General features: G+C 58.3%; 11 protein-coding genes. 1 reads left to right on the forward strand and 10 read right to left on the reverse strand.

All coding sequences use genetic code 11. The features are described 5' to 3' along the window. Positions 1-9 precede the first annotated feature (9 nt). The gene (locus SJQ66_RS11725; RefSeq protein ID WP_320534362.1) at positions 10-1,560 is read right to left on the reverse strand and encodes a methyl-accepting chemotaxis protein; all 1,551 of its coding nucleotides are present in this window, start codon (positions 1,558-1,560) and stop codon (positions 10-12) included. A gap of 1,218 nt (positions 1,561-2,778) precedes the next feature. On the opposite strand from SJQ66_RS11725, the gene SJQ66_RS11735 reads away from it, so the two are divergent. Then, positions 2,779-4,755, forward strand: a complete 1,977-nt coding sequence (locus tag SJQ66_RS11735) for a ParB/RepB/Spo0J family partition protein (RefSeq protein ID WP_320534363.1) — start codon at positions 2,779-2,781, stop codon at positions 4,753-4,755. Positions 4,756-4,790: 35 nt separating this feature from the next. Here the strand turns inward: SJQ66_RS11735 and SJQ66_RS11740 are convergent, their stop codons facing one another. From SJQ66_RS11740 to stbB, 9 genes are all read right to left on the reverse strand, one after another. After that, positions 4,791-5,321 carry a hypothetical protein gene (locus SJQ66_RS11740; RefSeq protein WP_320533864.1) on the reverse strand — a complete coding sequence of 177 codons (531 nt, stop codon included), beginning with the start codon at positions 5,319-5,321 and terminating at the stop codon, positions 4,791-4,793. A 674-nt stretch (positions 5,322-5,995) separates the two neighbouring features. Continuing rightward, entirely contained in the window at positions 5,996-6,748 is a 753-nt protein-coding gene (locus tag SJQ66_RS11745) for a hypothetical protein (RefSeq protein ID WP_320534364.1), read from the reverse strand. Next, positions 6,745-10,023, reverse strand: a complete 3,279-nt coding sequence (locus tag SJQ66_RS11750) for an LPD7 domain-containing protein (RefSeq protein ID WP_320534365.1) — start codon at positions 10,021-10,023, stop codon at positions 6,745-6,747. Before SJQ66_RS11750 ends, SJQ66_RS11745 begins: the two co-directional genes overlap by 4 nt. Further along, entirely contained in the window at positions 10,013-10,414 is a 402-nt protein-coding gene (locus tag SJQ66_RS11755) for a plasmid mobilization protein (RefSeq protein WP_320533861.1), read from the reverse strand. Before SJQ66_RS11755 ends, SJQ66_RS11750 begins: the two co-directional genes overlap by 11 nt. 9 nt (positions 10,415-10,423) lie before the next feature. Then, positions 10,424-10,738, reverse strand: coding sequence for a TrbM/KikA/MpfK family conjugal transfer protein (locus SJQ66_RS11760; RefSeq protein WP_320534366.1), 315 nt, complete (start codon positions 10,736-10,738; stop codon positions 10,424-10,426). Positions 10,739-10,782: 44 nt separating this feature from the next. Next, on the reverse strand, positions 10,783-11,151 hold the full coding sequence (locus SJQ66_RS11765) for a hypothetical protein (protein WP_320533859.1): 369 nt from the start codon (positions 11,149-11,151) through the stop codon (positions 10,783-10,785). A 60-nt stretch (positions 11,152-11,211) separates the two neighbouring features. Beyond that, positions 11,212-11,844, reverse strand: coding sequence for a phospholipase D family nuclease (locus SJQ66_RS11770; RefSeq protein ID WP_320533858.1), 633 nt, complete (start codon positions 11,842-11,844; stop codon positions 11,212-11,214). Positions 11,845-11,884: 40 nt separating this feature from the next. Beyond that, positions 11,885-12,385, reverse strand: coding sequence for a hypothetical protein (locus tag SJQ66_RS11775; protein ID WP_320534367.1), 501 nt, complete (start codon positions 12,383-12,385; stop codon positions 11,885-11,887). Next, positions 12,382-13,116, reverse strand: coding sequence for a StbB family protein (stbB, locus tag SJQ66_RS11780; RefSeq protein WP_320534368.1), 735 nt, complete (start codon positions 13,114-13,116; stop codon positions 12,382-12,384). The genes SJQ66_RS11775 and stbB overlap by 4 nt, the downstream gene beginning before the upstream one ends. Positions 13,117-13,145: the final 29 nt, after the last annotated feature.

The following is a 13,145-nucleotide window of genomic DNA, read 5'->3' on the forward strand; positions in this document are numbered from 1 at the left end:
GGCAACCCGCTACTCAACAACAAATACCGCCACTGCGTCCCTCAAACGCGCGGCCTGATGGTCCAGCGACTGTGCGGCGGCCGCCGCCTCTTCAACCAACGCCGCGTTCGATTGCGTGACGCTGTCGAGCTGACGAATCGCCTTGCCGATTTCTGCAATACCTTGGGTTTGATGCGACGAGGCTTGCGCGATGTCGCGCATGATCTTTGTCACCGCGTCCACCGAGTGCAAGGCGTCGGTCATGGTCGTGCCGCAACGCTCCACTAGTTCCGAGCCTTGGTCGATGCGCGCGGTTGACGCGGAGAGCAAGGTTTTGATTTCCTTGGCGGCTGTCGCGCTGCGCTGCGCGAGGGACCGTACCTCCCCTGCGACCACGGCGAATCCACGCCCGCCTTCGCCGGCGCGTGCGGCCTCCACTGCGGCATTGAGGGCAAGTATGTTGGTCTGGAACGCAATGCCGTCAATCACACTCGTGATGTCGGAGATTTTGCGTGAACTCTCGTTGATGCCGCGCATGGTTTCGACGACGTCGCCAACGGCACGCCCGCCGCGCTCGGCCGCCTCCGATGCAGTGTTGGCCAGGACCGCGCCCTGCTCGGCGTTCTTTGCGTTGACTTCCACCGTGCTCACCAGCGCATCCAGGCTTGCGGTCGTTTGCTCAAGCGCGGCAGCTTGTTCCTCCGTCCTCACCGAGAGGTCGTCGTTGCCCGATGCAATCTCTGTCGATGCAACCGCAATAGATTGCGTGGAGCGCTTGATGTCCGCGATCGTGCGCGCCAGCTGCGCGCGCATCTCCTTGAGCGAGAACAGCAGACTACTCGTGTCACCCGGCCGCATGTCAATGTCCGCGGTCAAATCGCCCTGCGCAATACGCTGTGCAACACGCGCCGCTGCGGCCGGCTCACCACCGATGGATCCATACACGTGAGCCGATACGCGCCAAGCGACAGCGCCGACCACGAGTGCAAGCACGACGAGCATGGCGGCCGACTTGGCTAGTCCTTTATAGAATTCGGCATTAATGTCATCAACGTATTCCCCTGCGACGAAATCCATTTGCCATGGTTCAAAGCGAGCAACATAGCCAATCTTGGGGCTCGGTTCCGTTGCGCCTGGCTTGGGCCACCAGTATTCGATATAACCTTCGCCGCGAGGCATGGCGCCGGCAGCAGCGATAGATCGGTACATATACTGTCCGCGTGCATCCTGGAAACCGGACATGTCCTTGCCATTAATCTTTGGGCTCAAGGGATTGTTGATGACGACCGAGTTCGTACCAACGGTTGTGACATAACCGGTGCTACCGTATCGCTGTGCACCGATGGACTCGATTGCACGCGATTTGGCTTGTGCTTCTGTAAGCTTGCCGCTGCTCACCTCGTCGGCATAAAACTTGGCAATGCTTGCCGCTGTGTCGACGACGTGTGCGAGATCCAGCTTTCGCGAGGCGAGCTGGCTATTGCGCAACTGAAGTGAACTGATGACAGCCTGCAGGGTCAACGCGAGACAGCAAATGAGCAAAGGAAGAAGCAGTTTCTTGCGCAACGTGAGGGAACGCATGGTGGCTCTCGTACGAAATTGTTTTTCCCTAACCCCGGTAGCGCGCGGACGGGTCCGGCGCCTAGCGTGAACCCATCGTGTCGCATATCGCGAGACGGGTCATACTGCTTAACGTCCGTTTCACGGCGGAACTTTATTTTTTTTCTGCGCTTTGTTATGCATTTTTTTGCGATGTACACTACGCGGTACTGCTGACAATGCGCTCGGTTTGTGTGATGATTCACCCGGAGCCATCGCAATCGATAGCGATTTAGGTAGTGTTACTGATCTCGACCGTTAGTTGCTTTCTTCTTGTCGCGGATGGACGTCAATTGCGTTGGTTCCACCTTCACCTTTACTCGAGCTATCGGGGCCGCTTGCTTGTGACGCACTGACGCATGTTTCGGCCGTCTTAACCCTACAAAACGCTCAGCATTCCTTTCCTGCACGCCATATCTGGCCCAATCCCGCAGCATCGCAAAGCAAGGCCCACGCCGAATACGGAATCGTCGTGTCCTCAGTAATCCATCGACGCACCTGCCGACCATTTAGGTCAGAAAGACCCAAAAAACGCGCCGCCCTGCGTGGGGTCATGCCGGCGCGACGAAGGACTTCTTGAACCTCGGCACCGCGCGGCGATATCCATTCGAGCGCGACTTGCAAACATTCCGGCCGAATTTCAATATGAACGATGCTATCCATTGTTTTCTTCCAGGTTTAAAAATGAACCGTACGCGCAATATCGTAATGACATTTACACTGTAAAACGACATCGCACGACGGCGCCTTTTTTAATTATCCACACATCCTATTCCACCCCCCACGGCTAAGCCGCGGGGGTAACACGCTTGCCCGACGATCGCTACGCGATCGCCGACCAAGCTTGACGACCCCGTGTGACGTGCGAAGGCTGCTCCGAATCGTCCCTGCGCTGACGCTACGGGCCGGGCCTCTCCCCATGCTACGCATGGGTCCCCGTGGCCCTCGATTCGGGCGCGACGGCACGCGCGAGACGATATCTTTGCACAAGTCCCGCTGCTTGCAGAACAGGACATGATGATATCTCTTTTGCCTTATTTTAAAAGAGGGTTTTACGTGATTTTCTGATTTTATTTTCATATTAAATGAAAGGGCGCATTAAATTATTTCATCGGCAATATCGTTGATTTAAAGGCTATTTTTTATTACTATAAACACATGGCCTCAGCGCATCGCAGTGGTCTTTAACCGAGAGAAATCATGAGTGATCTTTCATCTATTGGTACTACTAATTTTGAATTATCTTCACCTTTGCAATATGTTCCCCTTGGATCGCTACGCATTTCACCGCGTAATGTCCGCAAAAAATCGCCCTCCCGTATTCGAGAACTCGCTGACGACATCGCCATAACAGGTCTTTTACAAAACCTCGTCGTGCATGACATCGAAGATGCGCAAGGCTCGTACGGCGTGTGTGCTGGCCAGCGCCGATTAGCCGCGCTCAACTTGCTAAAAAGCGAAGGCCGCGCCAACGATAGTACGCCCGTACCCGTTCGCGTTGTCACCCTGGGCGAAGCCCTGAGCGTTTCGCTCATCGAGAATGCCCAACGGGAAGGCATGCATATCGCCGATCAATGCCAAGCCTATCATCAACTTGTCATTGAAGGCCGGTCTATTGCGGATATTGCGGGGCGTTTTAGCGTCACCGAAAGGGATGTCCGACGCGCCTTGAAACTCGCCAGCGTTGCGCCCGCTTTGCTAGAGATTTTCCGCGACGATGCAATGTCCTATGAGCAAGTCAGCGCGCTTGCCTTAAGCGACGACCACGAACAACAAGAGCGTATTTGGTTTGACGCGGCGCAATCTTGGCAACGCACCCCCAACGAAATCCGTCGCGTCATTACCGCCGAAGAAACCGATGCGAGTGACAACCCCATCGCCGCATTTGTCGGACTTGATCAGTACGAGGCAGCAGGCGGTTTTGTGCGTCGTGACTTGTTTAGTTATGCCAATCATAAGGGTTATATTAGCGATATCGCCCTTCTTCATCGCCTCGCCGCTGAAAAACTCACTACGATTGCCAGTGATATGGAACGCGAGGGCTGGTCCTGGGTGGAAACCGATATCCAGCGCAACGCAATGACGCTCATGCGCTACGGTCGATTACGGGCCGAGCAGCGAGAAGCCACGCGTAAGGAGAAAACCGAGGCGCGTAGGCTCGAAAAGGTACGCGAGGAAGCACGCGCCCAACTGGACGCTTATTACGACGATGACGAGGTGGAAGCAGACGAGGCGAAATGCGACGATCTGGAAAAAGCCTTGCGCGAGGCCAGTGCGGCTATCCACGCCTATGCACAGCGTCTCGATGTCTGGACCGAGGATCAAAAATCCCGTGCCGGAGTTTACGTCTATGTCGATCAATACGGCGAACTTCAGATCGAGCGCGGACTTGTCAAACCAACTGACAATGCAAGCACCGAAGGACAAGGTATCGCAGAAGCCCAAACCACTGCACCCACGAAGGTCAAGCCGCTACATGGAGAAACACTCTGCGAGCGTCTGAGCGCCCATCGCACTGCCGCAGTGCAAGCGGAACTGATGGCACAGCCCACCATCGCCCTCGCCTACCTGATGTCAGCCATGGTGCCGCGTGTCTTTTGCGAACATTACCACGCAGCAGGGCAACATGCCTTGGACGTTGAGTTTCGCCCCACGCATGACCGGCTTTTGCAAGTAGCCGACGACATGGCCGCGAGCAAGGCTTGGCTGTTCATCGACGGCGAACGCCAAAAGTGGCGCGCGATGTTGCCAAGCAAGGTAAGCGATTTACTGCCATGGCTGCTTTCATGCTCAGACGATGTCCTTGCGAACCTCTTCGCCTTTTGTGTCTCAGCGAACATCAATGGCTTGAGCCGGTTCGATGTGCCACACAATATCAATTTGCTGGCCGATGCGCTCGAACTCGACATGAGCGTGTACTGGAAAGCAACCAGCGCGAGCTATTTCAATCATGTGACCAAACAGCGCATTATTGACGTGGTTTCACATGCCGTATCGCCCGAAGTCGCCGCCCCGCTGGCGAGTATGAAAAAGACGCAGGCAGCGCAAGCGGCGGAAATCCGCCTCGCCGATAGCGGCTGGTTGCCGGAAGTACTGCGCAATCGGGAAGTAAAGCCGGTTTGGAAAACCCCTGATGACGCAACCGCCGATCTATCGGCTGATATGGTCGAAGAATAATCCCTCCCTGCCCTAATAACCCCGCATATGCGGGGTTATTTTTTTTCAGGCGTCACAGGGTCGAACGGGTTAGGGAAATACTGTTTGGTCTGCGCTTCCGCCCTCTCGACTTTCTGTTTAAACGTCAAGGCGCGCAACTGCTCGCGCGTGAGCGCGGCGGTACGCCAGTCCTCAGGGAGTGTGATGCCCACACGAGCAATGGTGCGCCGTTCATGACCGGCGGACTCGGAAGCAGGCGCGACGGCGGTCGCGGATGGCACGGTTTGCGCGGGGCGAGGTGCTGCTTGCGTTTGATCGACAGTGGGGCGCGTGCTGGCCTGTGTTTGCGTTCTCTGAGATGTCAGGTTGCGTCGTTGCCGCCGAATGCGTTTGAGGGTGACGGCAAAGGTGTTGTAACTGAATGTCAATCCGAACTCAGCGAGTATGCCAATGATGGTGGCGTATCGGACACCGGAGCGGATCAGCGCCTCGACGCGCTCGAAGATATCGCGCAACTGAGCGGCCTTTGGCCGCTCGGCTGACGCGGCGGCCTGATCAAAGCGAGCGAAGAGAGCAACGGTATCCATGGTCGTGCGAAGGCAAAGAGTCGACATAGGGCTAGGGTAGCCAAAAACTGTCACTTTTGCACTATCTGCGCTTGATCGATGTATCGGCGCTGTGCGATCCCGCTCCCTGCTGACCTATCGGCGTTGCGTAGTTGTACCAAGGTTGTTAAGTGGAGGTACCTTAAGAAAGAAAATGCAGCGTCGGGAGGCACGATAGATATGTAAACGGAAATGCTAACGCATTTCCATTTCCATATCCCGTGCTCCAAGGGGATACCCCTTGGAGAACCCGGTCGGCTTGGCCGACGGTGCGCGACAGCGCGTTGTCTATACGCGACGAATGCGCGCTGTACCATGCCGACCTTATGACGTCTGAGGCGTCTGAGTTGGGCGACAGGCGCTCGGCAGTGCAATGAGGTTCGCGTTGGCACCGGATTGCTTACCTCCGTGCGTACTGATAAAAACGCCCTGATTAACATCCGCCACATAACGGCCAGGCATACCGACACCTAAAGATTGGCGCACGCGCAAACCTCGCCGTGAGCGAGGTGGTTTTGTGGATAAGTGGTAGCGGGAAGTGACGCGATGCCAAACGATGGGCATCAGGGACGCAATGTGAGACGCGAAGCCGTGCGTGGGCGAGGACGAGCGGTCGTTAGATTGTTAGATGGGTAGGCCGCAGCAGAGGTACACCATTACCATAGCTGTTCACCCTGGCCGATTTCATCGTAGGCGACTTGGTAACAGCGCTCGCGGTCCCACTCCGGATGGCGCAGTTTTAACAAGCCGACGCGCCGCGCGACAGCTTCGCCATGATCTTGCCTTGGGTCGTGCCTCTCCTTGGCCTTGGAAGCACGCTTGAGCCCCTGTGCTGCGACGGCCAGCGGCAGAGCGGAACGCGCCGCTGCACGGCTGTCAGTAGCTTGCTGGCGTCGTACCTTGGCCTGGCGCGCGACGGCCCGATAACGGCGCAAAACGGCTTTGCCGCGTTCGTGGCGTAACCACTTCGCCAGACCGAAGGCCGCAAAGAGCGCCGGGGGCATTTGACGAAGGGCGGCCAGGCCACGGTATCCACCGTCCTGGCCATGCTCTACGCGCTGCTGCGAGGTGATCAGCCCCGCGCGCAACAAGTCTCGCATCGCCCGTTCGGCACGCCGAAGGGACAGGCCCGCGTGTTTGGCCAAGAACGGAACTGTCAAGCTCATGAAGCGCCCCTCATGCAGCGGGATGCCGATGCGTAAGCTGGCCAAGTCGAGGTATTTGAGCATCGCGCGCAGCATTTGCACGCACGCGATGCGGCGCTCAACACGTTGTTGCCGGACACTGCCGTTTGCCGCATTGAGCGTGGGCAGGTGACGATCGGGCTGGTCAAGATACGCTTGCAGGCGCTCCCTGAGTTCCGTCAGAATCCGTGGGCGGCCATCGGCGTATGGGCTACGCGGGGTCATAGGGCTGGTTTCGTGTCATCGAACGGCATCGGCCGATCGTGGCTTTGCTGCACGGTGCGCTGTCCGCTTTGTCCGGGTGTCCCGAGCACGTCTTGCACATGACGCTCGATGCGCGCGCTGCGATGTTGGTCCATCGCCTGATTTAATCGTGTATCGCTGAACCGCACTCGCAGGCCCGCTTCGACCGCGACTTGGGCAGCGGCCAGTTGGTACGCCTCGTTGCCGCAGAGCGCGAGCGTGTGGCCGAACTTGCTCTGCGCCAGGCGCAGCCCGGCTTCGATCGCGCCGCGGTTGACTTGCAAAACCTGGACATCGGCACCACGATCGCGCACGACGTCCAAACCGTCCTGGCAATAAGTGACGTGGCCGCGCTCGTCGACTGACCAGGTAAGGTCCGGAGCGCGGAAGATAATGGCGTTGTATTCGGGCGGGTGACCCTGATCGGCCCGAATCACATTGAAAGCCGCATCGGCCTCCGGTTGCACCACAGGTGTGGTACGGCGCAGCTCTCCGAGTGCCTGTTCATCGCCTTGATCGGCACGGGTGCGTAAGAATTGCGCGAAGCTCGGCCCTTGCGCACTGGGAAACCGTTCCTTGAGCGCGGCCCGCTCCTGTGCGATGGCCTCGCCAAGCGCGTCGTTGCGGGCAAGATAATCGGCTCGTGCGAGAGACTGCGCCGCGCGTCTTGCCGCCGGCGTGAGGCTTGGGTCTTGCTTGATGGCTAAGCGCTGGGCATCGAACTGGCCACGCACCACGGCGCGACGTTGCTGCTCGTCGGTTCGCTGCGTCAGCCACGCCTCGCGCCGGGCGGTGACATGCGCCTCACGTGAATGTGCATATTGCCGCCAAAGCGCCGCGCGCGGCAACTCGCGAACCGCCGGAATCGGCTCCCCCGCCTGTTGGCGTGCGTACATCGCGCGCAGCATGGGCGCGGCATCGGTCCAGGAAAGGTTTAGTTCCTTGGTTAAAAAGTCCGAGACGTTCAACGCGCGCCGCCCAGCGCGAATGCGCTCACTGCCGTCGCGCCCCATGACAACGGTATATTTGGCTGGACGCACGCCATGGGAATAAGACAGTTCTGCAAGCACACGTTGCGCGCTTAGGGTGCGCCGTATCTCGGTGAATTCGCTGTTCTGCGCTCGGATGCGATTGCGCTCACGAATATCGTAGGTGAGCTGTGACACAACGTTGTCCGATACCCTGCCGGTGCGTCTGTGCTGCAAAAAGGCATCGTCGCCCTCTCGTGATCGACGCGAGCCATACGGGGTCGACTCAGGAAGGCCCTGGTCATCGGGTGGTGCAGGGGCGCGCCATGCGCCGAAATCAAAGGCGGCCTCGCGGGCCTCGAAGTGATCGAGATAACCAGTCTCTTGGTGATCCGGGAATGGCACCGATGGTGGCATATCCGCCGGCGGCATCGCCGGTAGATCCACGAAAGGATCTCCAAAGGCATAACGCGCTTCAAGCGCACGATGATACGCTTGGAGCGCCTCGGGGCGAGTGTTATCGCCTACCCATGATGGACGTGAGCCGTCCGCGTCCGACGCGGGATTATGCTGGTCATCAGGTGGCGCAGCGGGCCACCACGCGCCAAAGTCAAAGGCGGCCTCGCGGGCCTCGAAGTGATCGAGATACGCAGTCTGTTCGTGATCCGGGAATGGCACCGCTGCTGGCATATCCGCCGCCGGCATCGCTGGTAGATCCACAAAAGGATCTCCAAAGGCGTAACGCGCTTCAAGCGCACGATGATACGCTTGGAGCGCGTCGGGACTATGGGGCGCTACTCGTTGCGCTGCAAACTCTCCAGCGCGATCTGCACCCCATCGCACGCTGTCCTCGGGTACGGCGAACTCTGGCTCCAGCTCGTGAACCGCATCACGCGACAGAAGCACTGAAGATCGATCGCCGAGGCGGTCCAGAGCGCTCCCGGGCAGGTTTCGCATAAGGTCGAAGGGCTCGGCCGACGGCTGCGGCCCACCTGCGACAACGTCAAACTGTGCATCGAGACCGAGGTATCCATCGGCGCTGCGCGCTGGCTGGTCTTGCCATTCGGGCTCTTCGCGCCTTTCCCACCCGTCGTGCCACCCGGGGCCTGCGACGCCAAACTCTCGTTCGCCTCGTCCATCTGCGGGATCGAACGGCTCGGCATCGAGTGCAAATCCGTCATCGGCTCGTGCGCCTCGCCATCCCACTGTCCAGAAGGTGTCGTCTGATCCATCATGGTATGCCTTTACATGTTGTGCGTAAAAACCGCGTTCAAGTTCCGCGAGCATGAGCGCGCGGTCGTAAGGAGAAGATTCCTGGTAACGCTGATACTGCCTGCTGCCGCTATTGAGATATTTGACCTCGCGCGAACGCGTGGCGTACCACTCATCGAGTATCGCCGTTGCCGCTTGCGGCGTGTCGCGCGGCGCGGCACCCACCTCGTACCGATCGGCTGCATCGGCGGATAAGGCGCGAAGCTTTTCCTGGGTGGGCAATGCGATAAAAGCCGGTGTGAAGACGTATTCCTTCAGATTCGTGCCTTTGGGTGCATCGTGGGGCTTGACGTTCGGATAGGCATCCTCGTGCCCCGCGTTACGCATGCGCACCGCACCGTGCTCGGCCAGCAGCCCCATGAAGTCATCGTAATTGACGATATTGCGATCCAGCATCGCATCCAGGATTTGCTCTTTGAGGGCACGACCATTCGCGCGAAACAGATCGCCGCGATAGCGGCTGATCATCTCCGACGCATCGCTAAGCACCGTGCGGCGGTTATCTTTTGGGCTGGCCAGCCCATACTGTGCATTCGTGTGCTCCTGGAAAGCGTCGATGTATTGGATGTTGTATTTTTCAAAACCCAATGGCCGCAATGACTGTCCAGAAATAAGATTGGTCTTCGGTATAACAATATGAATATGCGGCTTGCGTTCCACGAGCTCGCCGCTCGACTGGTCGATGTAGCTCTTCACACGCGGCAAATGCGCCTCGGCGTAGAAGCAATATTCGTCCGAACGATACGCATGCATGGCGAACGACTCAAAATCACGCGCAATTTGCAATAACGTTTGACGATCGATGTGATCCTCCTTGAACGAGAGCGTGATGCTCAGATAGCGCGAGACGCGCGGTGGCGCATCGATCGATTGAATCACCGCGTCGGTCAGATCGAGGTCACCTGCGAGCACCACCCGCTCGTCAAGCTCGTCGCGGCTAAGCGACCGACCTATCTTCTGACCGTCCTCGAGGTACTGCTTGACGCCGTCATGACGGCCGGAGGGCCTAATCAACACGATACAAATGCGCCTTGAGCAACTGCGTGATCATTTCAAGCTCGTCGGCCACCGCCGCGAAAGTCGTTTCGGAAAGCTTGCCGGACAAGCGCGCGGTGTTCGCCACGTGCGCGAGTTGGTTCAAGTTGTTGCCCGTCTTATTGATCACATACATGATGCGGCGGCGCTCGGCCGTGACCGGCGGCCGCGCCACCACTTCGGTGCGGTTCGTCAGAATGCAATCGCGCAAGAACTCGGAAGAACTCATACCCGAGTGCTTCACCTTCTCGCTGAATGTGCGCCATTGCTCATGATTCAAGCGCGTGCTGATTGGCTTGCCAAGCGACACGGCAAGCTTTTTTCGGCCCCGGCGCGTCGGCTCAGCGCTCGTATTGCGATCGTGGGTGCTCATCGCAAAGCGTCAAGGTCCGTGCTGGACGGTTCCGTATTTCGAATTTACGGTGCCTTTTACATCGCTTCCCGCGGATTGACACTGGTCCAAGAAGTTGCCACGTGCAGTCGCCGTGCCGCTCAGATCGAAGTGACCATGATGAAAGCGCACGATGGAGAAGTAATCCGCATCGTATTTTCTGCACGACTCTCCCCCGTCGCTACCCGTCATCAAACCGGCAAGGCACAACACCGCGCCGCACGCATCCTGATTGTCGTCCGCGTGTGCCTGGCTCGCTATGAGCGCCGCGCTCACTACCGCCGCTGTGATCATTGACTTTTTCATCGCTTCCCATTCCCGATTGCTAGAGACCGTGACCGCCGCGCTATCTATCTGTCTGCCGCGCCTTTCCTACCGATCCAGGCTTCATCATCAGGATCGAACAAGAATAAAATCTTCTTCACCGCAATTTCCCATGCCTCGCGCTCGGTATCAGCTCTCGGTAGCAGGTCTTCCGGTATGAGTTGGTCGATCTCGTTGGTAATCGAAATAAACCACTGCGCGCGTTCGGCTTGGCTTAATGGTCGACCGTCATCATCTACCTGATAAACATCGCCCACGCGATAGACCGCGACGCCCGCTGCCATCAAGCGCCGAACGGCCAGCGCGAAGTCTCCCGTGGCGTTGAATCGAGCAAGGTAGCGCGCGAGTGGATCGGCATCGGCCACCACATAAACCGGTTTCTTATCTTCTGACATGTCTTATCACCTCCCGTTACGGGCTCATGGGGTATCGTTCTTGGGGACCTGAATACGCCCTTAACGCACGGGCTTGTAGGGCACGCCCTGCTCCCACCTGCTTTGCCAGTGCGTTTCATAGCTGCGCCCGATCGCAGGGCAACTGGCGATCACGATGACGTTTTCACTATTGCGCCTCGCCGCGGACAAGCTGTAATTGAATGACCCCGTTTGCACGGTTTCACCGTCGGCGATAATGTATTTATCGTGATGTATTGCATACGAAGAGATGGTGCGAACCGCAATGCCCGCTTCGACGAGTTGCGCCAATGCGCTCGGCCCCATCCTTGCGCCAGGTTCGTTTTCGGTGGCATCCGCGATTACCGCCACATCGACGCCACGTTCCTTTGCTGCGATGAGCCGGCGCACCACATCAGGCGAGGTGAAGGTGTAGGCAGCCAATTGCACACGTGAATGCGCCTGGTCGATCACGTCGTCAACCAGCACCGCGGCGCTGCCCTCTGGCGAGAATCCCGATTTCAGCTCGCAGACACTGCTCGCCGTACTCGTCCAGCGCGCGGCGCGTTGGGAAAGCGTCGGCCACTTGATAACCATCATCGCCAGGAGCGCCGCGCTTGCACCCGTGACTGCGCTCCAGCGAAGGGCGTTCCGAGCCCGGCTCACCCGTTCATGCTTTGGCTGTTGTTCGAGCATCTTATCTCTCCATACTCATTCGATATTGATTTGCACCGCGTTATAGCCCGAGCAGGTGCGAGAGGTGCAACGCGCCCCATAAAGCGACGGCGCCCGCGCAAAAGGCAATTGCGACAGGGATGCTCGCAAAGCGCGGCGAGAGCGGCGCCGTTCCTGGCCAGCGGATCTTGATCGGGTCGCGCCGCTCTAGCGCCAGGCGCAGCCGTGCCAGTTCGTCGGCCACTTCCGCCGTCGCGGCTTGGCGCGCCTGGTCCGCAGCCTTCGCCGCGAGTTCGCCAACGAAGCTCTGCCGCGCTTGGCCAACGAGCTTTGACCACTGCGTGGTTTCCTCGCGCAGTGCCTGCACTGTTGCGGTAAGCCGTTGGTCGGTAGCGTCCATGAGCATGGCGACATGGTGCTGCGCATCCACCACTTTCATCTGCTCGATCAGGATTTCGGCGAGCACCGCTAATTCGTTCGATGCGGGCATCGTGGCGATCACCTTACCCAGGCGTACCGATGCTTTCTCTGCACTGTCCGATTCAGGGGCGCGATCGTTCACGGCCGCACTCCGTCCATCAAGGCATCAAAGGCCTGATCCAACAATGGCTCGATCGATAGCGCCTTGCGCTTGAGCGCCACTAACCGCACAAGCCGGTCTTTCTCCGCTTCACTTGTCGCATCGCGCAGTTGCGCCTTGTAGTCGATTCCATCGGTCGCGATATCGTGAATCGTGCGCCCAGCGGCAGCGGCGAGCGCGAACACATCGCTCCTGGGCACTAAGGCATCCAGGTTTAACGTAAATGTCGCCGCACGCTGTTGCAGTTCGAGAAGCTGGCCAAATTGGCGGCGCAGTGTCACCTCGCGTACTTCGCTCTTAACGAGATCCGCCTTGTTTAGAAGCACGCGGATACGTTCGGGCTCAACATCCAAGTCGGCAAGCAAGTTGATCGTCTTGATCGTGTCCTTCATCTGCTTGCTTTCCGGCTCGACCGGCACGACGAAGCAGGTATAGTCTTCTTGTGAGCCGGTGGACGCACCCAATCGATTTAAATATTCCTCCACATTCGAGGCGCCGATGTCGACCAGGAAGTCGGTTCCGCGCATCAGATCGGCATGCAGCTCATCAAAACGGGCGGCAATCATCACCTCGACCGGCGCTCCCGCCGAATCGTCGGTGTTGATCGATTCGACTTGTCGCATGCTCATATGCGCAAGACGGGGAGCAAGCAACTCGCGCGTCACGGTGGTCTTACCGACGTTGCCCGAGCAATTCACAATGGCAATACTCATTTCACATTCCTTTTATCCAGGCAGACAGA

It is taken from the genome of Robbsia andropogonis (assembly GCF_034047095.1).
GTDB classification, from domain to species: Bacteria; Pseudomonadota; Gammaproteobacteria; order Burkholderiales; family Burkholderiaceae; genus Robbsia; species Robbsia andropogonis.

Excerpts from the sequence above, each read along its gene's own strand:
- stbB (WP_320534368.1), bottom strand. The coding sequence starts at position 13,116 with ATGAGTATTGCCATTGTGAATTGCTCGGGCAACGTCGGTAAGACCACC.
- SJQ66_RS11760 (WP_320534366.1), bottom strand. The coding sequence starts at position 10,738 with ATGAAAAAGTCAATGATCACAGCGGCGGTAGTGAGCGCGGCGCTCATA.
- SJQ66_RS11740 (WP_320533864.1), bottom strand. The coding sequence starts at position 5,321 with ATGGATACCGTTGCTCTCTTCGCTCGCTTTGATCAGGCCGCCGCGTCA.
- SJQ66_RS11755 (WP_320533861.1), bottom strand. The coding sequence starts at position 10,414 with ATGAGCACCCACGATCGCAATACGAGCGCTGAGCCGACGCGCCGGGGC.
- SJQ66_RS11735 (WP_320534363.1), top strand. The coding sequence starts at position 2,779 with ATGAGTGATCTTTCATCTATTGGTACTACTAATTTTGAATTATCTTCA.
- SJQ66_RS11770 (WP_320533858.1), bottom strand. The coding sequence starts at position 11,844 with ATGCTCGAACAACAGCCAAAGCATGAACGGGTGAGCCGGGCTCGGAAC.
- SJQ66_RS11765 (WP_320533859.1), bottom strand. The coding sequence starts at position 11,151 with ATGTCAGAAGATAAGAAACCGGTTTATGTGGTGGCCGATGCCGATCCA.
- SJQ66_RS11725 (WP_320534362.1), bottom strand. The coding sequence starts at position 1,560 with ATGCGTTCCCTCACGTTGCGCAAGAAACTGCTTCTTCCTTTGCTCATT.
- SJQ66_RS11745 (WP_320534364.1), bottom strand. The coding sequence starts at position 6,748 with ATGACCCCGCGTAGCCCATACGCCGATGGCCGCCCACGGATTCTGACG.